Here is a 25,238-nt window from a genome sequence, read left to right as displayed (position 1 = left end):
CCCCGGGGTCCGGTGTGGGCCGCCTTGCACCTGTGTTCGTGAGGGGTAAGGTGATCTTCGCCGTGTCCCCGGACGGCGGTGTTCCGGCTGGGGCCCCTTGACGAACCGCACGCAGCGCGCAATTCTCAGGACGCGTCGTCACAAGGATCCGAATCCGAGGCATGGATCGACGGCGAAGAGGGCAGTATCAACGTGCGTTGAGGGCAGGCATGCCGAGGGCGTTGACAAGAGCGGTGAGCACAGCGAGGGTCTCGAAAAACCCGCACTGGACATCAGTGTGCCAAGTGGCTACACTGACCCTTTGCGCTGCCTGTTAGCTGTCCCCTGCCCGTCACCAGGGGTCTGCCCTCACTCGAGCACTGACGACAATAGCTCCCTTGACCTGGGGTGTCTGTCTCTGTGTATGGGTGAGGGGCCGGTACGCGCGTAGTGAGTCCGAGCCCTCGGAAGGACCCCCTCTTGGCCGCCTCGCGCAATGCCTCGACCGCGAATATGAACAACGGCGCCAGCACCGCCCCGCTGCGCATCTCCTTTGCAAAGATCAAGGAGCCTCTTGAGGTTCCGAACCTGCTCGCGCTGCAGACCGAGAGCTTCGACTGGCTGCTCGGCAACACCGCCTGGCAGAGTCGGGTCGAGGAGGCTCTGGAGAACGGTCAGGACGTCCCCACCAAGTCCGGTCTGGAGGAGATCTTCGAGGAGATCTCCCCGATCGAGGACTTCTCCGGGTCGATGTCCCTGACGTTCCGGGACCACCGCTTCGAGCCGCCGAAGAACTCCATCGACGAGTGCAAGGAGCGCGACTTCACGTACGCCGCCCCGCTCTTCGTCACCGCCGAGTTCACCAACAACGAGACCGGTGAGATCAAGTCCCAGACCGTCTTCATGGGCGACTTCCCGCTCATGACGAACAAGGGCACCTTCGTCATCAACGGCACCGAGCGTGTCGTGGTGTCTCAGCTGGTCCGTTCCCCCGGTGTCTACTTCGACTCCACCATCGACAAGACGTCCGACAAGGACATCTTCTCCGCCAAGATCATCCCGTCCCGGGGTGCCTGGCTGGAGATGGAGATCGACAAGCGCGACATGGTCGGTGTCCGCATCGACCGCAAGCGCAAGCAGTCGGTCACCGTACTGCTGAAGGCGCTCGGCTGGACGACCGAGCAGATCCTCGAGGAGTTCGGCGAGTACGAGTCCATGCGCGCCACCCTGGAGAAGGACCACACCCAGGGCCAGGACGACGCGCTGCTCGACATCTACCGCAAGCTGCGTCCGGGTGAGCCCCCCACGCGTGAGGCCGCGCAGACGCTGCTGGAGAACCTGTACTTCAACCCGAAGCGTTACGACCTCGCCAAGGTCGGCCGCTACAAGGTCAACAAGAAGCTCGGTGCGGACGAGCCGCTGGACGCCGGTGTGCTCACCACCGAGGACGTCATCGCCACCATCAAGTACCTGGTGAAGCTGCACGCCGGCGAGACCGAGACGGTCGGCGCGTCGGGTCGCTCGATCATGGTCGAGACCGACGACATCGACCACTTCGGCAACCGCCGTATCCGCAGCGTCGGCGAGCTGATCCAGAACCAGGTCCGTACGGGTCTCGCCCGTATGGAGCGTGTCGTGCGCGAGCGCATGACCACGCAGGACGTCGAGGCGATCACGCCGCAGACCCTGATCAACATCCGCCCGGTCGTGGCGTCGATCAAGGAGTTCTTCGGCACCTCGCAGCTGTCCCAGTTCATGGACCAGAACAACCCGCTGTCGGGGCTGACGCACAAGCGTCGTCTGAACGCCCTCGGCCCGGGTGGTCTCTCCCGTGAGCGGGCCGGCTTCGAGGTCCGTGACGTGCACCCCTCGCACTACGGCCGCATGTGCCCGATCGAGACGCCGGAAGGCCCGAACATCGGTCTGATCGGCTCGCTCGCCTCCTACGGCCGGGTCAACGCGTTCGGTTTCATCGAGACGCCGTACCGCAAGGTCGTCGACGGCCAGGTCAGCGACGAGGTCGACTACCTGACGGCCGACGAGGAGGACCGCTTCGTCATCGCGCAGGCCAACGCGCCGCTGAACGAGGAGATGCGGTTCGCCGAGGCCCGCGTGCTGGTTCGCCGCCGTGGCGGCGAGGTCGACTACGTCGGCCCCGAGGACGTGGACTACATGGACGTCTCGCCGCGCCAGATGGTGTCGGTCGCGACCGCCATGATCCCCTTCCTGGAGCACGACGACGCCAACCGTGCCCTCATGGGCGCGAACATGATGCGTCAGGCCGTGCCGCTGATTAAGTCCGAGGCGCCGCTCGTCGGCACCGGCATGGAGTACCGCTCCGCGGTCGACGCCGGCGACGTGGTCAAGGCCGAGAAGGACGGTGTGGTCCAGGAGGTCTCCGCGGACTACATCACCACCGCCAACGACGACGGCACGTACATCACGTACCGCCTGGCCAAGTTCTCCCGGTCCAACCAGGGCACCTCGGTCAACCAGAAGGTCATCGTCAACGAGGGCGACCGCGTCGTCACCGGCCAGGTCCTGGCCGACGGCCCGGCCACCCAGAACGGCGAGATGGCCCTCGGCAAGAACCTGCTCGTGGCGTTCATGCCGTGGGAGGGTCACAACTACGAGGACGCGATCATCCTGTCGCAGCGCCTCGTGCAGGACGACGTCCTCTCCTCGATCCACATCGAGGAGCACGAGGTCGACGCCCGTGACACCAAGCTCGGCCCCGAGGAGATCACCCGGGACATCCCGAACGTCTCCGAGGAGGTCCTCGCCGACCTCGACGAGCGCGGCATCATCCGCATCGGTGCCGAGGTCATCGCCGGTGACATCCTCGTCGGCAAGGTCACCCCGAAGGGTGAGACCGAGCTGACCCCCGAGGAGCGCCTGCTGCGCGCGATCTTCGGTGAGAAGGCCCGTGAGGTCCGTGACACCTCGCTGAAGGTGCCGCACGGCGAGACCGGCAAGGTCATCGGCGTGCGCGTCTTCGACCGCGAGGAGGGCGACGAGCTGCCGCCGGGCGTGAACCAGCTGGTCCGCGTCTACGTCGCGCAGAAGCGCAAGATCACCGACGGTGACAAGCTCGCCGGCCGGCACGGCAACAAGGGTGTCATCTCCAAGATCCTGCCGATCGAGGACATGCCGTTCCTGGAGGACGGCACCCCGGTCGACATCATCCTCAACCCGCTGGGTGTGCCGTCCCGAATGAACCCGGGACAGGTCCTGGAGATCCACCTCGGCTGGCTCGCCAGCCGCGGCTGGGACGTCTCCGGCCTCGCGGACGAGTGGGCCCAGCGCCTGCAGGCCATCGGCGCCGACCAGGTCGCCCCGCGCACCAACGTCGCGACCCCGGTCTTCGACGGTGCCCGCGAGGACGAGCTGGCGGGTCTGCTGCAGCACACCATCCCGAACCGCGACGGCGAGCGCATGGTGCTCCCGTCCGGCAAGGCGCGGCTGTTCGACGGCCGTAGCGGTGAGCCGTTCCCGGACCCGATCTCGGTCGGCTACATGTACATCCTGAAGCTGCACCACCTGGTCGACGACAAGCTGCACGCCCGCTCGACCGGTCCGTACTCGATGATCACCCAGCAGCCGCTGGGTGGTAAGGCGCAGTTCGGTGGCCAGCGGTTCGGCGAGATGGAGGTGTGGGCACTCGAGGCCTACGGCGCCGCGTACGCCCTCCAGGAGCTGCTGACCATCAAGTCCGACGACGTCACCGGCCGCGTGAAGGTCTACGAGGCCATCGTCAAGGGCGAGAACATCCCCGAGCCCGGCATCCCCGAGTCCTTCAAGGTCCTCATCAAGGAGATGCAGTCGCTCTGCCTGAACGTGGAGGTGCTGTCCAGCGACGGTATGTCCATCGAGATGCGTGACACCGACGAGGACGTCTTCCGCGCTGCGGAGGAGCTCGGCATCGACCTGTCCCGGCGCGAGCCGAGCAGCGTCGAAGAGGTCTGACGGGAGTCCGGCGGGGCCCCTGACCCACAAGGGGCCCCGCCGACCCCCAGGCCCCCGTACAGACCAAAGACTTACGACCCTGAGAGGGATTGACGCATAGTGCTCGACGTCAACTTCTTCGACGAGCTCCGGATCGGCCTGGCCACCGCTGACGACATCCGTCAGTGGAGCCACGGCGAGGTCAAGAAGCCCGAGACCATCAACTACCGCACCCTCAAGCCCGAGAAGGACGGCCTCTTCTGCGAGAAGATCTTCGGCCCCACCCGGGACTGGGAGTGCTACTGCGGCAAGTACAAGCGCGTCCGCTTCAAGGGCATCATCTGCGAGCGCTGTGGCGTCGAGGTCACGCGTGCGAAGGTGCGCCGTGAGCGGATGGGCCACATCGAGCTGGCCGCGCCCGTCACGCACATCTGGTACTTCAAGGGTGTCCCGAGCCGTCTGGGCTACCTGCTCGACCTGGCTCCGAAGGACCTCGAGAAGGTCATCTACTTCGCCGCGTACATGATCACGTACGTCGACGAGGAGCGCCGTACCCGCGACCTGCCCTCCCTGGAGGCGCATGTCTCGGTCGAGCGCCAGCAGATCGAGAACCGCCGCGACGCCGACCTGGAGGCCCGCGCCAAGAAGCTCGAGGCCGACCTGGCCGAGCTGGAGGCCGAGGGTGCCAAGGCCGATGTGCGCCGCAAGGTGCGCGAGGGTGCCGAGCGCGAGATGAAGCAGCTGCGCGACCGCGCGCAGCGCGAGATCGACCGCCTCGACGAGGTGTGGAACCGGTTCAAGAACCTCAAGGTCCAGGACCTGGAGGGCGACGAGCTGCTCTACCGCGAGCTGCGGGACCGCTTCGGCACGTACTTCGACGGCTCGATGGGTGCCGCGGCGCTGCAGAAGCGCCTGGAGTCCTTCGACCTCGAGGAGGAGGCCGAGAAGCTCCGCGAGATCATCCGTACCGGCAAGGGCCAGAAGAAGACCCGTGCCCTCAAGCGGCTGAAGGTCGTCTCCGCGTTCCTGCAGACGTCCAACAGCCCCAAGGGCATGGTCCTGGACTGCGTCCCGGTCATCCCGCCGGACCTGCGTCCGATGGTGCAGCTGGACGGTGGCCGCTTCGCGACCTCCGACCTGAACGACCTGTACCGCCGTGTCATCAACCGCAACAACCGTCTGAAGAGGCTCCTGGACCTCGGTGCCCCGGAGATCATCGTCAACAACGAGAAGCGCATGCTTCAGGAGGCTGTTGACGCCCTCTTCGACAACGGCCGTCGCGGCCGGCCGGTGACCGGTCCCGGTAACCGCCCGCTGAAGTCCCTCAGCGACATGCTGAAGGGTAAGCAGGGTCGATTCCGCCAGAACCTGCTCGGCAAGCGTGTCGACTACTCGGCGCGTTCCGTGATCGTCGTCGGTCCGCAGCTGAAGCTGCACCAGTGCGGTCTGCCGAAGGCGATGGCGCTGGAACTGTTCAAGCCGTTCGTGATGAAGCGCCTGGTCGACCTGAACCACGCGCAGAACATCAAGAGCGCCAAGCGCATGGTGGAGCGCGGCCGTACGGTCGTGTACGACGTCCTCGAAGAGGTCATCGCCGAGCACCCGGTTCTGCTGAACCGTGCTCCCACCCTGCACCGCCTCGGCATCCAGGCCTTCGAGCCGCAGCTGGTCGAGGGCAAGGCCATCCAGATCCACCCGCTCGTCTGCACCGCGTTCAACGCGGACTTCGACGGTGACCAGATGGCCGTGCACCTGCCGCTGTCCGCGGAGGCGCAGGCCGAGGCCCGCATCCTGATGCTGTCCTCGAACAACATCCTCAAGCCGGCCGACGGCCGTCCGGTGACGATGCCGACCCAGGACATGGTCCTCGGTCTGTTCTTCCTCACCACCGACGGCGAGATGCGTGACGTCAAGGGCGAGGGCCGCTCGTTCGCGTCCGTGGCCGAGGCGATCATGGCGTTCGATGCCGGCGAGCTGTCGCTGCAGTCGCGCGTGGACATCCGCTTCCCGGTGGGCACCATCCCGCCGCGCGGCTGGACCCCGCCGGCGCGCGAGGAGGGCGAGCCGGAGTGGCAGCAGGGTGACAGCTTCCGGCTGAACACCACGCTGGGCCGTGCGCTCTTCAACGAGCTGCTGCCCGAGGACTACCCGTTCGTCGACTACGAGGTCGGCAAGAAGCAGCTCTCCGAGATCGTCAACGACCTCGCCGAGCGCTACCCGAAGGTCATCGTGGCGGCGACGCTCGACAACCTGAAGGCGTCCGGCTTCTACTGGGCCACCCGTTCCGGCGTCACCGTCGCCATCTCCGACGTCGTCGTTCCCGAGGCGAAGAAGGAGATCGTCAAGGGCTACGAGGCGCAGGACGAGAAGGTCCAGAAGCAGTACGAGCGCGGTCTGATCACCAAGGACGAGCGCACGCAGGAGCTCATCGCGATCTGGACCAAGGCGACCAACGAGGTCGCCGAGGCGATGAACGAGAACTTCCCGAAGACCAACCCGATCTTCATGATGGTGAACTCGGGTGCACGAGGCAACATGATGCAGATGCGTCAGATTGCCGGTATGCGTGGTCTGGTGTCGAACGCGAAGAACGAGACGATCCCGCGTCCGATCAAGGCCTCGTTCCGTGAGGGTCTGTCCGTGCTGGAGTACTTCATCTCCACGCACGGTGCCCGTAAGGGTCTGGCGGACACCGCCCTTCGTACCGCCGACTCGGGTTACCTCACCCGTCGTCTGGTCGACGTCTCCCAGGACGTCATCATCCGCGAGGAGGACTGCGGCACCGACCGTGGCCTCAAGCTCCACATCGCGGAGCGCGGTGCGGACGGCGTGCTGCGCAAGGCGGGCAACGTCGAGACGTCCGTGTACGCGCGCTGCCTCGCCGAGGACATCGTCGTCGACGGCAAGGTGCTGGCCCCGGCCGGTACCGACCTCGGTGACGTGCTCATCGACGAGCTGGTCAAGCACGGCGTCGAGGAGGTCAAGACCCGCTCGGTCCTGACCTGCGAGTCCGCCGTCGGCACCTGCGCGATGTGCTACGGCCGTTCGCTCGCCACCGGCAAGCTGGTCGACATCGGTGAGGCGGTCGGCATCATCGCCGCCCAGTCCATCGGTGAGCCCGGTACCCAGCTGACGATGCGTACCTTCCACACCGGTGGTGTGGCCGGTGACGACATCACCCAGGGTCTGCCGCGTGTCGTCGAGCTCTTCGAGGCCCGTACCCCGAAGGGTGTCGCCCCGATCTCCGAGGCGAGCGGCCGCGTCCGCATCGAGGAGACCGAGAAGACCAAGAAGATCGTCGTCACCCCGGACGACGGCAGCGACGAGACGGCGTACCCGATCTCCAAGCGTGCCAAGGTCCTGGTCAGCGAGGGCGAGCACGTCGAGGTGGGCCAGCAGCTCACCGTGGGTGCCACCAACCCGCACGACGTGCTGCGCATCCTGGGCCAGCGTGCCGTCCAGGTCCACCTGGTCGGCGAGGTCCAGAAGGTCTACAACTCGCAGGGTGTGTCGATCCACGACAAGCACATCGAGATCATCATCCGGCAGATGCTGCGCCGTGTGACGATCATCGAGTCCGGCGACGCCGAGCTGCTGCCCGGCGAGCTGGTCGAGCGCTCCCGCTTCGAGCACGAGAACCGTCGTGTGGTCCAGGAGGGCGGTCACCCGGCCTCCGGTCGTCCGCAGCTGATGGGTATCACCAAGGCCTCGCTGGCGACGGAATCCTGGCTGTCGGCCGCCTCCTTCCAGGAGACGACCCGAGTCCTGACGGACGCGGCGATCAACGCCAAGTCCGACAGCCTCATCGGCCTCAAGGAGAACGTCATCATCGGTAAGCTCATCCCGGCCGGTACGGGTCTGTCCCGCTACCGCAACATCCGGGTCGAGCCGACCGAGGAGGCCAAGGCCGCGATGTACTCGGCCGTCGGCTACGACGACATCGACTACTCGCCGTTCGGCACCGGCTCCGGCCAGGCCGTCCCGCTGGAGGACTACGACTACGGTCCGTACAACCAGTAAGCGAGCAGCATGAAGGGCGGTCACCCCTCGGGGTGGCCGCCCTTCGGCGTTCCCGGGCGCCTTCGCGCCGCCAGGCCGCCTTCGCGCTGCCCGGCCGCCGTTCAGGCCCATCGGCGTGCGCGCAAGGCCACCTTGGCGCCCCAGGGACGGGACAAGGCCTTCACGGGGCGGCAGGCGGCCGCGTACGGGCGGCGGGGGCACCGCCAGGGACGCACATCACAGGCAGCCGGAACGCGCCGGCAGGGCGGTGCGGTCAGTGGCCGGATTCCGCCGTGTTTCAACTGTTTTGACTGGCGGTACCCGGCATGCAGTGGGGCGTTGCGCGGCGCAGGGGCTTGACAGCGTGGCCGACGTGATAGAGGTAAGGCCCATTTGTTTTGACCACAGCGAATGAGGTAGGTACGCTCAGACCTTGTGCCTGGGGTGTGCCCTGGCTCTCGTGCGTGCCTTCAGACCGCATGGCGAGCTGTGAGCGGCCACCGTAATCTGTGCTCTTTTCGCCTTGCGGCGGGAGTCCGCCGGATTCGACACACCCGACCGCGTGGGTCGGCGACGTTCCAGGTTAGCTGTACCCATCGGCACACAGAAACCGGAGAAGTAGTGCCTACGATCCAGCAGCTGGTCCGCAAGGGCCGGCAGGACAAGGTCGAGAAGAACAAGACGCCCGCACTCGAGGGTTCCCCTCAGCGTCGTGGCGTCTGCACGCGTGTGTTCACGACCACCCCGAAGAAGCCGAACTCGGCCCTCCGCAAGGTCGCGCGTGTGCGTCTGACCAGCGGCATCGAGGTCACCGCTTACATTCCGGGTGAGGGACACAACCTGCAGGAGCACTCCATCGTGCTCGTGCGCGGCGGCCGTGTGAAGGACCTGCCGGGTGTTCGCTACAAGATCATCCGCGGTTCCCTCGACACCCAGGGTGTCAAGAACCGCAAGCAGGCTCGCAGCCGTTACGGCGCCAAGAAGGAGAAGTAAGAATGCCTCGTAAGGGCCCCGCCCCGAAGCGCCCGGTCATCATCGACCCGGTCTACGGTTCTCCTCTGGTGACCTCCCTGATCAACAAGGTGCTGCTGAACGGCAAGCGCTCCACCGCCGAGCGCATCGTCTACGGCGCCATGGAGGGTCTGCGCGAGAAGACCGGCAACGACCCGGTCATCACGCTCAAGCGCGCTCTCGAGAACATCAAGCCGACCCTCGAGGTCAAGTCCCGCCGTGTCGGTGGCGCCACCTACCAGGTTCCGGTCGAGGTCAAGCCCGGCCGTGCCAACACCCTGGCGCTGCGCTGGCTGGTCGGTTACTCCCGCGCCCGTCGCGAGAAGACCATGACCGAGCGTCTCCTCAACGAGCTTCTCGATGCCTCCAACGGCCTCGGTGCGGCCGTGAAGAAGCGCGAGGACACCCACAAGATGGCCGAGTCCAACAAGGCCTTCGCGCACTACCGCTGGTAGTCGCTACCCACATCGAGACCGAGAGAAGACTGAAGCCTTATGGCTACCACTTCACTTGACCTGGCCAGGGTCCGCAACATCGGGATCATGGCCCACATCGACGCGGGCAAGACGACCACCACCGAGCGGATCCTGTTCTACACCGGCGTTTCGTACAAGATCGGTGAGGTCCACGACGGCGCTGCCACCATGGACTGGATGGAGCAGGAGCAGGAGCGTGGCATCACGATCACCTCTGCTGCCACCACCTGCCACTGGCCGCTGGAGAACGTCGACCACACCATCAACATCATCGACACCCCGGGCCACGTCGACTTCACCGTCGAGGTGGAGCGCTCCCTGCGCGTGCTCGACGGTGCCGTGACGGTGTTCGACGGCGTCGCCGGCGTTGAGCCGCAGTCCGAGACCGTGTGGCGTCAGGCGGACCGCTACGGCGTTCCGCGTATCTGCTTCGTCAACAAGCTGGACCGGACCGGTGCCGAGTTCCACCGCTGCGTCGACATGATCTCTGACCGCCTCGGCGCTCAGCCGATCGTGATGCAGCTGCCGATCGGTGCCGAGGCCGACTTCAAGGGCGTCGTGGACCTGGTCCGCATGAAGGCGCTCGTGTGGTCCGCCGAGGCGACCAAGGGCGAGATGTACGACGTCGTCGACATCCCGGCCACGCACACCGAGGCGGCCGAGGAATGGCGCGGCAAGCTCCTCGAGGCCGTGGCCGAGAACGACGAGCAGCTGATGGAGCTGTACCTGGAGGGCCAGGAGCCCACCGAGGAGCAGCTGTACGCGGCCATCCGTCGGATCACCATCGCCTCCGGCAAGGGCACCGGCACCACCGTGACCCCGGTGTTCTGCGGCACCGCGTTCAAGAACAAGGGCGTCCAGCCCCTGCTCGACGCGGTCGTGCGCTACCTGCCTTCCCCGGTTGACATCGAGGCCATCGAGGGCCACGCGGTCAACAACCCGGAGGAGGTCGTCAAGCGCAAGCCGTCCGACGAGGAGCCCCTCTCCGCGCTGGCGTTCAAGATCATGAGCGACCCGCACCTCGGCAAGCTCACCTTCGTCCGGGTCTACTCGGGCCGCCTGGAGTCCGGCACCTCGGTGCTGAACTCCGTCAAGGGCAAGAAGGAGCGCATCGGCAAGATCTACCGCATGCACGCCAACAAGCGTGAGGAGATCGAGTCGGTGGGCGCCGGCGACATCGTCGCCGTCATGGGCCTGAAGCAGACCACCACCGGTGAGACGCTGTCCGACGACAAGAACCCGGTCATCCTGGAGTCCATGGACTTCCCGGCGCCGGTCATCCAGGTCGCCATCGAGCCCAAGTCGAAGGGCGACCAGGAGAAGCTGGGCGTCGCGATCCAGCGCCTGGCCGAGGAGGACCCGTCCTTCCAGGTTCACTCGGACGAGGAGACCGGCCAGACCATCATCGGTGGTATGGGCGAGCTGCACCTCGAGGTGCTGGTCGACCGTATGCGCCGTGAGTTCAAGGTCGAGGCCAACGTCGGCAAGCCGCAGGTGGCCTACCGCGAGACGATCCGCAAGGCCGTCGAGCGCGTCGACTACACCCACAAGAAGCAGACCGGTGGTACCGGTCAGTTCGCGAAGGTGCAGATCGGCATCGAGCCGCTCGAGGGTGGCGACACCTCGTACGAGTTCGTGAACAAGGTGACCGGTGGCCGTATCCCGAAGGAGTACATCCCTTCGGTCGACGCCGGTGCGCAGGAGGCCATGCAGTTCGGCATCCTCGCCGGTTACGAGATGACCGGTGTCCGCGTGATCCTGCACGACGGTGCCTACCACGAGGTCGACTCCTCCGAGCTCGCCTTCAAGATCGCCGGCTCGCAGGCCTTCAAGGAGGCCGCGCGCAAGGCTTCGCCCGTGCTGCTCGAGCCGATGATGGCCGTCGAGGTCACCACGCCCGAGGACTACATGGGTGAGGTCATCGGCGACATCAACTCCCGCCGTGGCCAGATCCAGGCCATGGAGGAGCGGGCCGGTGCCCGCGTCGTGAAGGGCCTCGTGCCCCTTTCGGAGATGTTCGGTTACGTCGGCGACCTGCGCAGCAAGACGTCCGGCCGTGCGAGCTACTCCATGCAGTTCGACTCCTACGCCGAGGTTCCGCGGAACGTCGCCGAGGAGATCATCGCGAAGGCCAAGGGCGAGTAACGCACCGCGTTCACACGCCGTAGGCTTGACTCCGGAGCCTCAAGGGGCAAACAGCCGTAAACCCGGATGTTTGCCCCCGGTTCCGGGCCTTTACAGCAAAGATCACCTGGCGCCGATGAAGTAAGGCGTACAGAACCACTCCACAGGAGGACCCCAGTGGCGAAGGCGAAGTTCGAGCGGACTAAGCCGCACGTCAACATCGGCACCATCGGTCACATCGACCACGGTAAGACGACCCTCACGGCCGCCATTACCAAGGTGCTGCACGACGCGTACCCGGACCTGAACGAGGCCACCCCGTTCGACAACATCGACAAGGCGCCCGAGGAGCGCCAGCGCGGTATCACCATCTCCATCGCGCACGTCGAGTACCAGACCGAGGCGCGTCACTACGCCCACGTCGACTGCCCGGGTCACGCGGACTACATCAAGAACATGATCACGGGTGCGGCGCAGATGGACGGCGCCATCCTCGTGGTCGCCGCCACCGACGGCCCGATGCCGCAGACCAAGGAGCACGTGCTCCTGGCCCGCCAGGTCGGCGTTCCGTACATCGTCGTCGCCCTGAACAAGGCCGACATGGTGGACGACGAGGAGATCCTGGAGCTCGTCGAGCTCGAGGTCCGTGAGCTCCTCTCCGAGTACGAGTTCCCCGGCGACGACGTTCCGGTCGTCAAGGTCTCCGCTCTCAAGGCCCTCGAGGGCGAGAAGGAGTGGGTGGACTCCGTCCTCAACCTGATGGCCGCCGTCGACGAGTCGATCCCGCAGCCGGAGCGCGACGTCGACAAGCCGTTCCTCATGCCGATCGAGGACGTCTTCACGATCACCGGTCGCGGTACGGTCGTCACCGGCCGTATCGAGCGTGGTGTCCTGAAGGTCAACGAGACCGTCGACATCATCGGCATCAAGCCGGAGAAGACCTCCACCACGGTCACCGGCATCGAGATGTTCCGCAAGCTGCTCGACGAGGGCCAGGCCGGTGAGAACGTCGGTCTGCTGCTCCGCGGCATCAAGCGCGAGGACGTCGAGCGCGGCCAGGTCATCATCAAGCCGGGCTCGGTCACCCCGCACACCGAGTTCGAGGCCCAGGCCTACATCCTGTCCAAGGACGAGGGTGGCCGCCACACGCCGTTCTTCAACAACTACCGCCCGCAGTTCTACTTCCGTACGACGGACGTGACCGGCGTGGTGACCCTCCCCGAGGGCACCGAGATGGTCATGCCGGGTGACAACACCGAGATGAAGGTGGACCTCATCCAGCCCGTCGCCATGGAGGAGGGCCTGAAGTTCGCCATCCGCGAGGGTGGCCGCACCGTGGGCGCCGGCCAGGTCACCAAGATCGTCAAGTAAGTTCCGCTTGCTTGAGGGTCACTGACTGACCAAAGGAGAGGCCCGTACGACTCCGGTCGTACGGGCCTCTTCGCGTTCCTGACGGGCGGTCACTGCATGTTCTGCACCGGCGGGTGGCCGTAGGACGCCTCGCACACGTACACCTGGAGGCTGTAGCCCCGGCCGATGGTGATCTGCGTGTCGAGCGCCGGCCCGAGGTACCGGGCCTGCCCTGCGGGGGCCGGGGTCCCGCGCCGCCCGGCCCGGGACCCCGGCCGGGGCCGCTACGGCAGGTCGACGGCGTTGACGGACAGGTCGTTGTCGACCGTGTAGTACGGCCGTACCCGGGCGCGTCCGCGCGGGGTTTCCTCGAACACCGTGACGGGGTACACGTACACCTTCTTGCGGTCCTTGACGTCACCGAACCAGCCGCCGACGCGCACCGGTTCGGTCCGGCCGGCGACGCGGACCGACAGGTCCCACAGGTCCTGCTCGTCGTGGTGGTGCCGGGCGACGTCCGCGCAGCTGACGCGGGCGTGCAGCAGCCCGTCCCGGTCGCGGTGCCAGGACGGCTCCAGGACCGGGGCGTCGGCGCGGCCGCGGTGGCGCAACTCGACGCCCTCGGCGGCGGCGTCGGTCCCGAACAGACGCACCGTCACGCCGATCTCGCCGCCGTCGATGTCGATGCCCTGCACCTCGGCGTGCACGTCGGCCTCACGGGTGCTCAGCGCGACGAACCCGTCCACGGTCGCGTACGGCAGCAGTGCCCGCACCGGGGAGAGCTGCGGCTCGGGCCGGAAGTCCATCAGGCCCCGCAGGTCGAGCAGCTCGCTGCGCAGCCGCTTGCGCGGGCCCTTCGCCGGAGCGATCCACAGGTCCCACACCGCGTTCCCCAGGGGCAGCGTGCGCTCGACGGGAGCCGAGAGCCGGCCGCCGGCGTCGCGGACGAGCGGCACGCGCAGGGTCGTACGGTCCTCGCCGCCGCGCCTGATCAGCAGCAGCTCGCCCTCGTCGACCGGCGCGGTGGGCGCCGGCACCACGCGCAGCGAACCGTCCGCGTCGGCATGGACGGACCCGCTCATCGGAGCCGGTGCCGGCGACACGGGCGGCTGCGGCGCGGCCGCCCGGCCCGCGCGGGTGCGCAGCAGGCGGCTCCACAGCGGGGTGCGGACGGGCGCGGCGGTGGAGCGGTCGGCACCGAGCTCACGGAACAGCTCCTCGTAGCGCACGGCGATCGCGGCGGGGTCGAACCGCTCGGCGTTGCGGCGGGCCGCGGCACCCATGGCGGCCCGCGCGGTGTCGTCGTCGATCAACCGCAGCAGGCCCTCGGCGATGGAGTCGACGTCTCCCGGCCTGACCAGCAGGCCGTCCTCGCCGTCGCGGATGATCTCACGCGGGCCGAGCGGGCAGTCGGTGCTCACGACCGGGACTCCGCAGCGCATCGCTTCCACGATGGTCATGCCGAAGGACTCGCTGTCCGAGGTCACCGCGGCGATCGAGCCCTTGACCCACTCGGCCTCGATCGGCGAGGCGAGTCCCATCAGATGGACCCGGTCGTACAGACCGAGGTCATTGATCAGGGAGCGCAACTTCCCGCGCTGGCCGCCGTCGCCGTAGATCCGCAGGCGCCAGTCGGGGTGCTTGGCGGCGACCTTCGCGAAGGCATGTACGAGCAGGTCGTACCGCTTGATGACCGCGAGCCGCCCCGCGGCGACGACCGTCTTGGCGGCAGGGTCGGCCGGGGACACCGAGGGCGCGGGGACGCTGTTGGGTATGGAGACGATCGGCAGCCCCGGAATGGCCATGTCACTGCGGTAGTTGGCCGCATCGGCCTCGGAGACCGTGACGAATCCGTTCAGGCGTGCATAGGCCTTCTTCAGGTCCCCACGCAGAGCCTCCGAGTGCGATGCGAGCGTGATGTGCTCCTGGCCGATGCGCAGCGTCCGGTCGCCGCCGAAGCGTGCGACGTACACGTTCAGTCCGGGGCGCGTCCCGATGAGCACATCCGGGCTGTTCCGGCGGAAGTAGGCGGCGGCCCGCTCGTCCGTCACCGTGCTGTACTGGTGGTAGCGGGCCTCGGCGGCGGGGAAGACCCGGGCCGGTACGGACCGGTCCTTCTCGGGGACCTCACGCGTGTCGATGAGGCTGGTCACCTTGACCCGCGGGTCCACGGCGAACAGCGGTGTGTCGATGCTCTGGAACACCGACACGATCTCCACCTCATGGCGCTCGGCCAGGGCCGAGGCGAGATTGATCGTCGTCCGGTTTGTCCCACCCAGGCCATACACATTGTGGATGAGGAACGAGATCTTCACGCAGTTCTCCTGCTTTGTGGCATGGGTGGGAGCCGCCGACTGGTGGGGTGCAGACCGTCCGCAGGGCAGTCATACAGTATTCACACATTTTCCATACCGTTTACAAGGGGTTAGAGATCTCGGAACGAACATGAGCCAGACGGGGCCGGCCGCGGCGATTGCCGTACCATGCGCCCCTGTGGCGATACAGAACCCGTACCCGTGGGGCCCGCCTTACGGCGGCCCGCCGCCTCCGCCGCCGAACATTCCGGCGAAGGACCTGCGGCCCCGGCGCATCTGGTACCTGGTGGCCGGGCTGCTGGGGCTCGTCCTGGCGGGTTCCGGCGTCGCCTTCATCGTGGTGACGGTGAAGGACACCGTGGGCTTGATCGACACCGCGCACAGTTTCTCCAGCGGCGAATCGCGGACGTTCGGCTTCGTCCAGGGGAAGACCAAGGCGATCTACGTCTCCCAGTCCGGGCCGGGCCATGTCGACTGCCGGATCCCGGATATGCGACCCGGGTCGATGACCCAACCGAGCAGCACTTTCCGCATCACCGCCGGTTCCCGCACCTGGGACCGCGTCTTCGAGGTGAAGCCCGACAGCACCGGCGACTACACGCTGACCTGTACGTCGCAGTTGCCGGCAGAGTTCGCGCTCGGGGACAAGCCCAAGGTCGGGGCCACGATCGGCAGTATCGCCGCGGCGATCGGCTGCTTCCTCGCCGCGGCCGCCGCGACCGTGACCATCGCCGTCGTCACCGGCGTTCGGCGCAGTCGTCACCGCCGCCGCCTCGCCGCCGCGTGGGCCCCGGCGCCGCAGTGGGGCCCACCCCCCTCCGGACCCGCCCCATGGCCCCCGGCCGGGCCGCCGTCCTAGTGTCGCGGCCAGTGGAACCCCTGCTTCATGAGCAGGGGTTCCTTCGTTTTCGGCTTGGCTGGGCGAACGGCCTTTCAACTAGAGCGGCCCAACGCCGGCTCACCGGCCCAGGTAGGTGATTTGCAGGACGTAGACGCGCTCGCTCAATCGCGTACTGCCTTCATCGCCTCGTTCAGGACAGCGCTCAGCTCCCGCAGGGCTGCACCGGCGACGGCCGGGTCTTCATGTTCCAGGTCGTTTCTGGCTCGAGCATGGCGGGCGGCGAGGTCCGGGCGGCGGGCGATCTCGATGTCCCTGGCCCAGGTCATGACCCAGCTCCGCACCGAGCTGAGTGACTGCCACTCCACGGCCTTGGCGAATACCTCGTCCTTCGTCCGCTGCATCTCTGGCAGGCGCCCGGGGTCGACGACGGCGAGGGCGGCCCGCAAAGCGTCCGGAGTCAGTTTTGGGCGGGGAACCAGCTCGTGTACCAGCTCGTGTCCGTGGTCGGCCTGCGTGCTCATGGAGCCCTCCCGGGAGTGCACTGGCCAGGGTAGTCGTCGGGGATGACTGTGGTAGGGGAGCGCGGACCGGCCGTGGCACCGGAGCACGAGGCCCCGGGTTCCGGTGCGGAGAGGGTGACCTCGGCCCATACGGTCTTGCGCGGAGCCCGGCCCGTGGAGACGCCCCAGCGGTCGGCCAGCGCGTCCACGAGTACCAGCCCCGACCCGAGTCGCCCTCCGCGGACGGGGATTGGAGCCTGGGCAGCCGGTCACCGCGCGTGTCGGTCACCTCGATCCGGAGCGTGTCGCCGACGACGTAGAGCGTGAGCCGGAAGTTCCGCCCCGGCACCCTGCCGTGCGTCGCGGCGTTGGCCGCCAGCTCGGCCACGATGTGCGCCGCCGCCTCCAACGGGAGTCCCCAAGTGCGGAGTTGCTCGGTGGCGAGGAGCCGGGCCAGGCGGGCGCCGCGACGCGTGGGGGACAGGAGGACCGTGAAGTTCGGGATGGCGCCGGTGAGTTCGGCCGGGGGCTCGGCGGCTTCGGCGGTTTCTTGATTCATGTCACTCAGCGTGGCCGAGTGTGCTTCCGTGGATGAGTGACAACGCCTGCACGTACGGTGACCGTCCCGGCTTTGTCTCGGCTGTCTCGGCTGTCTCGCGCGTTGTACGGGTACGAGTGCGCGTCGGAGGAGGGGCCATGGGTGACGATGTGGACGAGGCGGGCTGGGACGTCGAGCCGATGGGTGACGATGTGGACGAGGCGGGCTGGGACGTCGAGCCGGGGGACGAGATCGAGCCGGTAGTGCAGGCCGTGGGGCGCCTGCTGAGGGTGTGTCGGGAGGCGGCCGGTCTGACCGTGGCCGAGTTGGCCGAGGCCCTTGGTTACGGCGAGGACATGATCCGCAAGATCGAACGTGGGGCGCGGATCCCTCGGCCGGAGCTGCTGGACAGGGCGGACCAGATCCTGAAGGCGCAGGGGCATCTGAGGGCCTTCATGGAGGACATGCGCAAGGCCCGGTATCCGAAGAAGGTGCGGGAGCTGGCGGAACTGGAGGGGCGGGCGGTGGAGATGCTGCTGTACAGCAACCACAACATCCATGGCCTGTTGCAGACGGAGGAGTACGCACGGGCGCTGCTTCACACCTGGCGTCCGGCCTACTCGCCGGACCAGCTGGAGCGCATGGTGGCTGCGCGCATCGCCCGGAAGTCCGTCTTCGAGCGCTCACCCGCACCCGAGTTCAGCTTCGTCCAGGAAGAGGTGACACTGCGCCGCCCGGTCGGGGACACAATGGTGTTGCGCCGACAGCTCGAACATATGCTGGAGGTGGCCCGGTTGCCGTTCGTGGAGCTTCAAGCGATGCCGACCACCCGCGCGAACCACCCTGGGACGGGGGGCCGGATCCAAGTGCTGAAGTTCGCGGATGGTACGGGGATGGGCCGTACCGACGGTGACTTCTCGGGCCGTCCAGTCTCGAACCCGAGGCAGCTCCGGGTCCTTGACCTTCGCTATGGCATCATCCGGGCTCAGGCGCTCACGCCAGAGGAGTCTCTGGTCTTCATCGAGCAAGCGCTGGGAGAACTATGAGCACCCCGGAACTCCACTGGTTCAAAAGCAGCTACAGCGACAGCAGTAACGGCAACGACTGCCTCGAAGTCGCCCTCACCCCCACCACCATCCACGTCCGCGACTCCAAGAACACCGCCGGCCCCCAGCTCGCCGTCACCCCGAAGGCCTGGGCCGACTTCTTGCCGTACGCGGGTGGGATCTCCCGCCCTTGAGGTAGTGGCGGTTGCGTGCTGTCGATCAAAATTGACCCAACGGCGTGTCATGTGGTGTCAAAGACAGGCAGTCACGTGCTGCTCAACTCCCCCTTGAGTAAACGAGGTTGCTAGCGTGAAGTGGACACGCCAGGAACCTGACGGGGGTACGGGACATGGGCGAGAGCGCTGGTGCTGGATCCACGAACAGTCGGCCGGATCTGGCCTCCTCGCCTGCCGAGCAGCAGGCGGCGGCCAATGCCATTGATCAGCACATCGAGCCGGACACGAAGGCAGCGGGGGCCTACGCGGACGGGGACAGTTCGTTCACCATCAAGGCTTTCGAAGCGGGCCAGGAGCCCTGGCAACTCGCGACGGGTCTGAAGCAAGCCCTTGCGAAGTGGCAGGAGCAGACGGACTACCTGCGAGAACGGCTGGCTTCGGAGAGCCACGCACTGCGCGCCGGCAGCAACACGATTCACACCATGGACATCGGAGTGGGCACCGAAGTCCGGCGTTCCTCCCCGCTCGATCTGTTCTGACACATGACGCAGCGATCAGCGCTTCTTTGGGGGAAGAAATGCCGTCCTACTTCGATGTCGTAAACGTCGATCTGTCCAGCCTCACCACCGCCGCCACCGCCTGGGAAGGCATGGCAGGCAAGTTCAAGGAACAGGAAGAGGCGTACCAGCGGGACGTGTACAGCGTCACCATGGGCGAAAACTCGGCCGGGCTGGCCGCCATCGCGGCCAACGCGCGCTTCGTGATCACACTCCAGGAGTTCCGTAACGCGCAGACGGAGGCCAAGGCGGTCGCATCGCTGTTACGCGAAGCAGCGGCCAGAATAGCCAAGCTCGTCGGTGAGGTTCTGACCGTACGACAGGACGCCATCGACGCGGGCCTGAAGGTCTCGGAACAGGGCATCGTCTCCTGGGACGACAAGGGGCAGGTAGACCCCTTCGGCCGCCCAGTCAAGCACGACGACCTGGTCTCCATGGCGGTCGCAAAGGACTGGCAGGACCGGATCGACAGTGCCGTGAAGGCCGTCCGTGAGGCCGACGTCAGCGTGCAGGTCGCGCTGGACAAGGTGGGGATCGACTCGAGCAGTGCCACGGGCGGTCGGGGATTCAACGGCGAGGCCGTGGGCGACATCGACAAATACAACGCCAAGAAGCCCGGTGCATGGGTCGCACACGGCAAGACCACCACAACCGCCTTCGACGCCGGCACTTCCTTCGCCGGCCCCGGCGATGGCTACGAGTTCTTCGCCAAGGCATATCTGACTCTCGCCGAGGTGAAGTCGGAAGGAACCCTGACCCACGGCGATTTGCAACTGGCGGGGTCAGCCGACCTCAGTGCGGGAGCCCGGGTCAGTGCGAACGCCGCATTCACGAAGAACTCCGCCTCCCTCGGCGCTGAGATGTCCGCAGCGGAGCGGCTCGTGCTCAAGGGGTCCATCCAGGACGATGGTGTCGGCGCCTACGGCCGGGCCAACGCGTTCTACGGTTTCGAGGCCGGAGCCAAGGCCAAGGTCAGCCCGGAGGGCCTGACTCTCAGTGCCAAGGAGTTCACCGGGTTCAAGGCCGGAGTGGCCGGGGGTGTGGAGGCCGGCGGGGTCACCGCCGGCTTCACGGCCGACGGGGAGGCCGGCGAGGGGGCGGAGGCCAAATTGACCCTCGGTAAGCAGGACGACGGAAAGTGGGCGTTCGGCGCTGAGGCGGGGGTCTGTCCTGGCGTTGGCGGCGATGTGGGCTTCGAGGTCACCGTCGATCCGAAGGAGGTGTCCCAAACCCTGTCAGGTGCCGCCGATGCGGTGGGGGATGGGCTCCACAGGGCTGGCGACGTCGCCGGCTCGGCCATCCACGGAATCACCAGCGTATTCTGACTCGTTTCCCGCGGAAGGACAGGCCGAGATGCCCCACACCCTGCCGGTGTCGATGGAATACCGACTGCCACCGGGCTGGCACGTGGCTGCACCGGACCAGGTCGGCGCTGAGGACGTGGCCTTCGTGGCGCTCTGGTCGCAGGCGGATGACGGATTCACCGCCAACATCACCATGGACGGCGAACGCCGGTCGGACGCGGCCACACTGACCGAGATCGCCGACGCCTCGGTGCGGCGCATGGGCGAACTCGTCGGGGCGGTGGTGACGACCGACCGCCGCGAGGTCGGTTCCGCGGCCGTTCCCGGGCTTACGCAGAACCTCGCCTTCTCAGTGATCGTCGACGGCACGCGCCACGACCTCGTCCAGTCCCAGGTCTATCTGTCCTTGCCGAACACCGCCGATCCGCCCGAGCGTGCCGTTGTGAGATTCGCTCTGACCACTACCGGTGAGCAGCACAACGCCCTCCTGGGAGATTTCCAGGAGTTCGTGCGGGCGGTACGCCCGAAAGACGAAGGACATGTTGCCTGATGGGCCTTTTCGGCAGACCCGAGGACACGAGGTACCCCGGCAAGGAGGTCATGACGCGTTCGGCCGAGGAGCTCTGGGCCGCGCTGCTCGGGCTCAACCAACCCGGCACGCCGTATGTCGTGCGCCTGGCCACTCCAGAGGAGGGCGCTGACCTGGTGGCGGAATACCGGGTCGCTGAGCCGGCTTGGCGGACCTTCTTCGCCAGATCCCAAATGGACCGGCTCTATCGGATCCGGATGCGCCTCGTCCCCGCATCCCACGAAGTTCGAGTGAGCGAGGAGCAACGCGAGATCACATGGGTCGGAGAATCACTCAGAATGCCGGAGTCGGCGTCATGGCGCCGCGGACCGGTGAAGAAGATGTCCCGCCGATGGACGATCGAACGGGGGGCCAAGGGCGGCTTCAAGCTGACGGAGAGTTTCCGCTTTGACAGTTCGGAGATGAGGAATCCCGTGCAGGGAACCGTCCTCGGCGCGGGATGGGCCTGGCGCGGAGTGCATACACGCCACCTCTGATCGGAGTCTGCGTACACCGAGGCTCTCCCGGGCCAACTGCCGTACGACGTGATCTACAGGCCTGGGGTGTAGCCGACCCGGGTGGTTCACAGGGGTCGCCGGGCGCGCTCTTCCGGCCCCGGGCAGCGCAGCTCCAGCCAGGTCGGCAGGTGCCTCTCGGCGTTCTCGGCCAGGCGCCAGCCGTACTCGCCGTGAGCGATCTCGTAGGCGCGGCGTGCGCCCAGCAGCCGGTAGTAGCTGTCGTCGATGTCGAGCCGGTGAATTCCGCCAGAGCAGGGGAGGGGCGCGGGTGCTCCGGGGCGCGGGGGAACGCAGTTCAGCCGGTGGTCCGCCAGCAACTGCCTGAGTTCACGCTCCTGTTCGCGGGGTTCGGTGATGCGTTCCAGTCGCAGCCGCTCCCGGTCGATCCAGATCCGCCTTCGCCAGCGAGGCTTCCCCATGGGCCCTCGGCCCGACTGCGGGATCTCCACGTCGAGCAGAGCCAGCACGATCAGGGGAAGCCGCACGAGCAACCAGAGCAGCGGCCCCCACCCCCACTGAAGGCAGTAACGGGTCCACAGGCGCAGGGCCGACTTGGGCGGACGGGCGCCCCATGCACGGTCCGAGCCCGTCGTGACGGTGGCCATCACAGTGCTCCCAGCCCCTGGTCGATCAAGCCCTTGTACTTCTCGTACTTGCCGTGCACCTCGTTGGAGAAGGCCGTCTCCGCGGACTCGTACAGCTTGTATCCGCGGTAGGCGACCTCGGGGGCGCGCGACACCCATGAGGTGGGATCGATGAAGGTCTTGCCGTTCTCCCCCAGTTTCACCGCATCGGCGAGACCCGGAATCTTCCCCAGGGGAGTGTGATCGATGATCTTCGGGACGACGTGCTGGTCCAGGAACTTCACCGGGCTGGTCAGCGGACGTTCGTAGCGAGTGGCGTCGTTGAACACGCGTTCCGCGGCCATGGCGAAACGACCTTTGAAGGTGTCCGCGGTGGCTCGGTACATGGCTTTTCCTGCGCCGAAGAGGGGCTTCTTGAGGTCCAGGATGACCTCCGCGTCCTTCGCCTTCCCTGCAATCGCCGCGATCCGGTCGGCCGCCTTGAAGGAGTCGGCCGCTATCTCCACACCCCGGAAACTCTGCCAAGCGAGCTTCCCACCCTTGATGAGGTCACCGAATGGCACGAATCCGGCGAGGTCGAGGCCGATGTCGGCCCATGACCCCTTCTTCGCTCCGGCGGCCCAGCCGACACCGTGGAAGGCGAGTGCGCCGGCGTTCAGAACCCTGGCGAGGACCTCGAAGACGGCGGCGCCGATGATCGTCTCGGAGAAGACGATGGCCAGCAGGTCGCACACGGCGGCCGCCATGTTCAGCCAGTCGCCGATCTTGTAGATCGTGTCCGCGTGCTTCTGGATCCAGTGCCAGAGGTCGTTCGCGAGGCTCTTGATCTCGTCGCCGATCGAGGACAGCAGGTCGCCGAGTTTGTGGAGCAGGGACTCGTCCGGTGCGGCCTCGGCCGCCTTGCGGATCGCCGCCGCCGCGGCGCGCGCGGCCTCGTCGTGGTGGGTGAGGAGCGTCTCGGCCTTCTTGATGATGGCGGCCAGCTCGTCGCGGGCCTGGTTGACCCTCCTGGCCGCGCTGTCCAGGCGCTGCTGCGCCCGGTCCGCCTCGGCCTGGGTGTCGAAGGTCTTGCCCGCGAGCTGCAGGTCCGGGTCGTTCTGCGCGGCCTTCAGCGTCTTGCGCGCCTGCTCGGCCTCCAGCTCGTAGCGTCCGGCCAGGGTCTGGAACTCCCGCAGGCTGGTCTCCCAGCCCTGTAGCGCGTGCGTGGCGTCGACGAGCGAGTCGTGCCCGGTGGCCAGGTACTTCGGCAAGGACCCGGTCTTCTTGGCGAAGGCGGTCGCGGCATCGCCCGCCCAGGCGCTGTTCGCCTTGCCCAGCCGGGTCAGCGTCGCGTGGGCGTCGTGCAGCTGCTTCGTCACGTTGGTGAGCGAGGTGACCAGGTTGTGCACCGAGGCGAGCTCGCCTGGGGCGGGATCGAAGCCGAGCGCGTCGTACGTCGGGGTGGTCATGAGGTTGGTCTCCTCGACGCGGTCAGTAGGAGCTGAAGGGGGAGGTGACGGGGACGGCGGCCGGGTCGGAGGAAGCGGTCGCGCCGGCATCGGCGTCCTCGGCGAAGGTGATCGTGTGGGCGATGTCGGCGAGGACCGCCTGGTAGTGGTGGAGGTCCTGGACGTCGGGCGTGCTCAGGCAGAGCAGCAGCAGCCGGTCGTCCTGGGGGAACGGCAGCCAGACCTCGATCCGTACGAAGTACTGCTCGTGCTCGGCGCCGCCCGGTGCTTCTTCCTCCGGTCCCTTCGGCAGCTCCCACACCGCACGGGTGGCGGCGATGTGCACGACCGCGGGCCCGGCAGGCAGGGAGATCGGCTGGACCTCGCCCGCCGCGCCGTTCCCGGCCGCCTTGTCGAGAGTCTCCGCGATGCCTGCCGCGGTGAGGTGCGGGTCGGGGTTCTCCAGCTCGCGGACGCTGACGGTGAGGGTGGCGCGGCTGATGCGCTCCGGGGGTTGCGTGCTGTCCGGGCTGCCGCCGACGGGGAAGATGCCGAGCGCGTTGTAGACGGCGCCGCCCGCGACGAGAAGCTCTGCGTTCGCCCCGTACATCGCTGCGGTCAGCTCGCGCAGCAGCTTCAGGTCCTCCCGCTCCCCCCAGTAGTCCTGGGCGAACTGCCGCAGATGCTCCTCGAAGGCGTCCTCGTCCTGGCCGATGCCCAGGGGCACCTCATGGAACTCGGGCTGTACCTGGAAGCGGAAGGCCGGGGCCGTGGGTTCCGGTACGGGAGTCACCGCTCACCGACCTTGACGGACCTCACCAGTGCGGTGACCTCGTCCTCCAGGCCCTGATAGAGCCGGCCCGACTCGGCGACCTTCTCGGTGATGCCCCCGGTCGCCTTGGCGATCTGCTTGATGCCGTAGCCCCACTTGTCCTGGAACTCGTCGCAGGCCTCCTCCAGCTCCTTGGAGCCGGCGCCCGCGGGGCCGATGTCCTTCAGCTGTTTCATGGCGGACCGCATGGCGCCCGCGCACTCGCTGAGCTCCTGGACGAGCCGGGACAGGGCCTCGAACTCCACCGTGCAGTAGCCAGTCATCGTCGTCGTACCCCCGAAAAGATCTCTTGGCGGCGATCTTTTCACGGGGCCGGCGCACGAAGCGGACCGCTTGGCTCCGTAGTACAAGGCGGGCACAGAACGTTCTCGAAGGCTCCACACCCCGCCCCGCCCGGTCCGCCGGTTTGACCTACGTCACCCCGGGGGTATTCTCTCCGGCTCGATTGGCATCCGCACCGCCGCATATGGCAGACTGTCCGAGTTGCTCGGTCGAGTGTTGATGCTGCGCGCCTCCCGCCGGGAGGACCGGAAGCGAGTCCCACAGTACTCGTCGTCCTAACTGCCCACGGGCAGCACTGGGGCGGACGTACGGGAATCTTCCGGGAAGTGTGGGCGCGGCACCGGCCAGGCGCCCGGTGGGCCCGAGGTCCCCGGTCCGCGGTTCCGGAAGGGCCGTGCGCATTCCCGCAGGGATGTTCGAACAAGGGACATCCATGTCAGCGGGAGCGCGACACGCCCGACCGCGTGGGTCGGAGAAACGACGGCAGCAGTAAGGAATCCGCCGGGTTCCAGAGCGTAAGAGAGACAGGACTACTGAGTAGCCATGGCGGGACAGAAGATCCGCATCCGGCTCAAGGCCTACGACCACGAGGTCATCGACTCCTCGGCGAAGAAGATCGTCGAGACGGTGACCCGCACTGGTGCGTCGGTCGCGGGCCCGGTGCCGCTGCCCACTGAGAAGAACGTGTACTGCGTCATCAAGTCGCCGCACAAGTACAAGGACTCGCGCGAGCACTTCGAGATGCGCACGCACAAGCGCCTGATCGACATTCTCGACCCGACCCCCAAGACCGTTGACTCTCTGATGCGACTCGACCTGCCGGCCGGTGTCGACATCGAGATCAAGCTCTGAGGCTGGTGGGCTGA

General features: G+C 67.0%; 20 protein-coding genes and 1 pseudogene. 14 read left to right on the top strand and 7 right to left on the bottom strand.

The window, feature by feature from the left end; all coding sequences use genetic code 11:
- The first annotated feature begins 459 nt into the window (after positions 1 to 459).
- The 6 genes from rpoB to tuf all read left to right on the top strand — a co-directional run bounded on the left by rpoB (position 460) and on the right by tuf (position 12,905).
- On the top strand, positions 460 to 3,945 hold the full coding sequence (gene rpoB / locus ACWCQS_RS03070; RefSeq protein WP_388619580.1) for a DNA-directed RNA polymerase subunit beta: 3,486 nt from the start codon (positions 460 to 462) through the stop codon (positions 3,943 to 3,945).
- Positions 3,946 to 4,044: 99 nt separating this feature from the next.
- Complete coding sequence (locus ACWCQS_RS03065) at positions 4,045 to 7,944, top strand: DNA-directed RNA polymerase subunit beta' (protein WP_450982742.1); 3,900 nt, start codon at positions 4,045 to 4,047, stop codon at positions 7,942 to 7,944.
- A 600-nt stretch (positions 7,945 to 8,544) separates the two neighbouring features.
- Complete coding sequence (rpsL, locus tag ACWCQS_RS03060; RefSeq protein WP_003948652.1) at positions 8,545 to 8,916, top strand: 30S ribosomal protein S12; 372 nt, start codon at positions 8,545 to 8,547, stop codon at positions 8,914 to 8,916.
- Between the two features lie 2 nt (positions 8,917 to 8,918).
- Positions 8,919 to 9,389, top strand: coding sequence for a 30S ribosomal protein S7 (gene rpsG, locus ACWCQS_RS03055; protein ID WP_003998848.1), 471 nt, complete (start codon positions 8,919 to 8,921; stop codon positions 9,387 to 9,389).
- Between the two features lie 39 nt (positions 9,390 to 9,428).
- Positions 9,429 to 11,555 carry an elongation factor G gene (fusA, locus tag ACWCQS_RS03050; protein WP_450982741.1) on the top strand — a complete coding sequence of 709 codons (2,127 nt, stop codon included), beginning with the start codon at positions 9,429 to 9,431 and terminating at the stop codon, positions 11,553 to 11,555.
- A gap of 156 nt (positions 11,556 to 11,711) precedes the next feature.
- Positions 11,712 to 12,905, top strand: a complete 1,194-nt coding sequence (tuf, locus tag ACWCQS_RS03045; protein WP_351618223.1) for an elongation factor Tu — start codon at positions 11,712 to 11,714, stop codon at positions 12,903 to 12,905.
- Positions 12,906 to 13,168: 263 nt separating this feature from the next.
- Here tuf and ACWCQS_RS03040 read toward each other — a convergent pair whose 3' ends face one another.
- Positions 13,169 to 15,199, bottom strand: coding sequence for a glycosyltransferase family 4 protein (locus tag ACWCQS_RS03040; protein WP_451002814.1), 2,031 nt, complete (start codon positions 15,197 to 15,199; stop codon positions 13,169 to 13,171).
- A 178-nt stretch (positions 15,200 to 15,377) separates the two neighbouring features.
- Between ACWCQS_RS03040 and ACWCQS_RS03035 the strand changes: the two genes are divergently transcribed.
- Positions 15,378 to 16,058, top strand: coding sequence for a serine/arginine repetitive matrix protein 2 (locus ACWCQS_RS03035; RefSeq protein WP_451002813.1), 681 nt, complete (start codon positions 15,378 to 15,380; stop codon positions 16,056 to 16,058).
- A 143-nt stretch (positions 16,059 to 16,201) separates the two neighbouring features.
- Here the strand turns inward: ACWCQS_RS03035 and ACWCQS_RS03030 are convergent, their stop codons facing one another.
- Together ACWCQS_RS03030 and ACWCQS_RS03025 are read right to left on the bottom strand one after the other, a co-directional pair.
- Positions 16,202 to 16,561 (bottom strand): hypothetical protein, encoded by a 360-nt coding sequence (locus ACWCQS_RS03030; protein WP_451002812.1) that lies wholly within the window; start codon positions 16,559 to 16,561, stop codon positions 16,202 to 16,204.
- Positions 16,558 to 17,099, bottom strand: a pseudogene (locus ACWCQS_RS03025) (ATP-binding protein). The gene ACWCQS_RS03030 and the pseudogene ACWCQS_RS03025 overlap by 4 nt, the downstream one beginning before the upstream one ends.
- Positions 17,100 to 17,236: 137 nt before the next feature.
- On the opposite strand from ACWCQS_RS03025, the gene ACWCQS_RS03020 reads away from it, so the two are divergent.
- The 6 genes from ACWCQS_RS03020 (at position 17,237) to ACWCQS_RS02995 (ending at position 21,226) form a co-directional block, all read left to right on the top strand.
- The gene (locus ACWCQS_RS03020; RefSeq protein ID WP_451002811.1) at positions 17,237 to 18,124 is read left to right on the top strand and encodes a helix-turn-helix domain-containing protein; all 888 of its coding nucleotides are present in this window, start codon (positions 17,237 to 17,239) and stop codon (positions 18,122 to 18,124) included.
- A complete protein-coding gene (locus ACWCQS_RS03015; protein ID WP_451002810.1) occupies positions 18,121 to 18,318 on the top strand; it encodes a DUF397 domain-containing protein in 198 nt (65 codons plus the stop codon). The genes ACWCQS_RS03020 and ACWCQS_RS03015 overlap by 4 nt, the downstream gene beginning before the upstream one ends.
- A gap of 155 nt (positions 18,319 to 18,473) precedes the next feature.
- Complete coding sequence (locus ACWCQS_RS03010; RefSeq protein ID WP_451002809.1) at positions 18,474 to 18,839, top strand: hypothetical protein; 366 nt, start codon at positions 18,474 to 18,476, stop codon at positions 18,837 to 18,839.
- A gap of 38 nt (positions 18,840 to 18,877) precedes the next feature.
- Positions 18,878 to 20,182 (top strand): hypothetical protein, encoded by a 1,305-nt coding sequence (locus ACWCQS_RS03005; RefSeq protein ID WP_451002808.1) that lies wholly within the window; start codon positions 18,878 to 18,880, stop codon positions 20,180 to 20,182.
- Positions 20,183 to 20,210: 28 nt separating this feature from the next.
- Positions 20,211 to 20,711 (top strand): hypothetical protein, encoded by a 501-nt coding sequence (locus ACWCQS_RS03000; protein ID WP_451002807.1) that lies wholly within the window; start codon positions 20,211 to 20,213, stop codon positions 20,709 to 20,711.
- Positions 20,712 to 20,761: 50 nt separating this feature from the next.
- Positions 20,762 to 21,226, top strand: a complete 465-nt coding sequence (locus ACWCQS_RS02995; RefSeq protein ID WP_451002806.1) for a hypothetical protein — start codon at positions 20,762 to 20,764, stop codon at positions 21,224 to 21,226.
- An 86-nt stretch (positions 21,227 to 21,312) separates the two neighbouring features.
- On the opposite strand, the gene ACWCQS_RS02990 is transcribed toward ACWCQS_RS02995, so the two are convergent.
- The 4 genes from ACWCQS_RS02990 to ACWCQS_RS02975 are packed head-to-tail and all read right to left on the bottom strand — an operon-like array spanning position 21,313 to position 24,353.
- Positions 21,313 to 21,852, bottom strand: coding sequence for a hypothetical protein (locus ACWCQS_RS02990; protein ID WP_451002805.1), 540 nt, complete (start codon positions 21,850 to 21,852; stop codon positions 21,313 to 21,315).
- Complete coding sequence (locus tag ACWCQS_RS02985; RefSeq protein WP_451002804.1) at positions 21,852 to 23,279, bottom strand: putative T7SS-secreted protein; 1,428 nt, start codon at positions 23,277 to 23,279, stop codon at positions 21,852 to 21,854. The genes ACWCQS_RS02990 and ACWCQS_RS02985 overlap by 1 nt, the downstream gene beginning before the upstream one ends.
- Positions 23,280 to 23,301: 22 nt before the next feature.
- A complete protein-coding gene (locus tag ACWCQS_RS02980; protein ID WP_451002803.1) occupies positions 23,302 to 24,051 on the bottom strand; it encodes a hypothetical protein in 750 nt (249 codons plus the stop codon).
- A complete protein-coding gene (locus ACWCQS_RS02975) occupies positions 24,048 to 24,353 on the bottom strand; it encodes a hypothetical protein (protein WP_451002802.1) in 306 nt (101 codons plus the stop codon). Before ACWCQS_RS02975 ends, ACWCQS_RS02980 begins: the two co-directional genes overlap by 4 nt.
- A 562-nt stretch (positions 24,354 to 24,915) precedes the next feature.
- On the opposite strand from ACWCQS_RS02975, the gene rpsJ reads away from it, so the two are divergent.
- Entirely contained in the window at positions 24,916 to 25,224 is a 309-nt protein-coding gene (gene rpsJ / locus ACWCQS_RS02970) for a 30S ribosomal protein S10 (RefSeq protein ID WP_003948644.1), read from the top strand.
- The last annotated feature ends 14 nt before the right edge of the window (positions 25,225 to 25,238 follow it).

This window comes from Streptomyces sp. NPDC002076, assembly GCF_053593835.1.
This window is presented reverse-complemented; position numbering and strand designations above follow the sequence as displayed.